Raw genomic sequence first — 463 nt, forward strand, 5'->3', positions numbered from 1 at the left:
ATCGCACTGAAAGACAATATCTACAGCATTACAGATAAAAGAATAAAGCATTCTGAAAAAAATTAAAGGTGAACTCCACTTTACGATAAGATAACATCACGGCCTTAAAGCACTAGAAACCTTATCAAGACCACGATTAAAAACATAATGTTTTTCATAAACATCAACCGTGGGAGGCATACGATTTTCTTCAAAAAAATCATAACCTTTCTTAAGCATAACCCAGAATTGATAATGGGGATCAGATCTATGACGTACCATATTAGCATCGGTCATGCGAAAAGGAAAAGCATGCAACTGAAATTCTTTCTGTCCCCCTCTAAAAGCATCCCGCGCAAAAGCATAAATCTGTGCCATATTTTTATCACTCATAGAGTAACAACCAGCAGAAAAGCAAGAACCATGCACCATAAGATTACTTCCTGTTCGGCCATTCGCTTGATCATAAAGGTTGGGAAATCCT

At 37.1% G+C, this 463-nt stretch carries 1 pseudogene; it reads right to left on the reverse strand.

The annotated features are described in order from the left end of the window. Positions 1–96: 96 nt before the first annotated feature. Positions 97–463: pseudogene (locus tag J7R10_RS08650) on the reverse strand (L,D-transpeptidase family protein); the annotation flags it as partial.

Source organism: Bartonella vinsonii subsp. berkhoffii ATCC 51672, from assembly GCF_902825225.1.
GTDB classification, from domain to species: Bacteria; Pseudomonadota; Alphaproteobacteria; order Rhizobiales; family Rhizobiaceae; genus Bartonella; species Bartonella berkhoffii.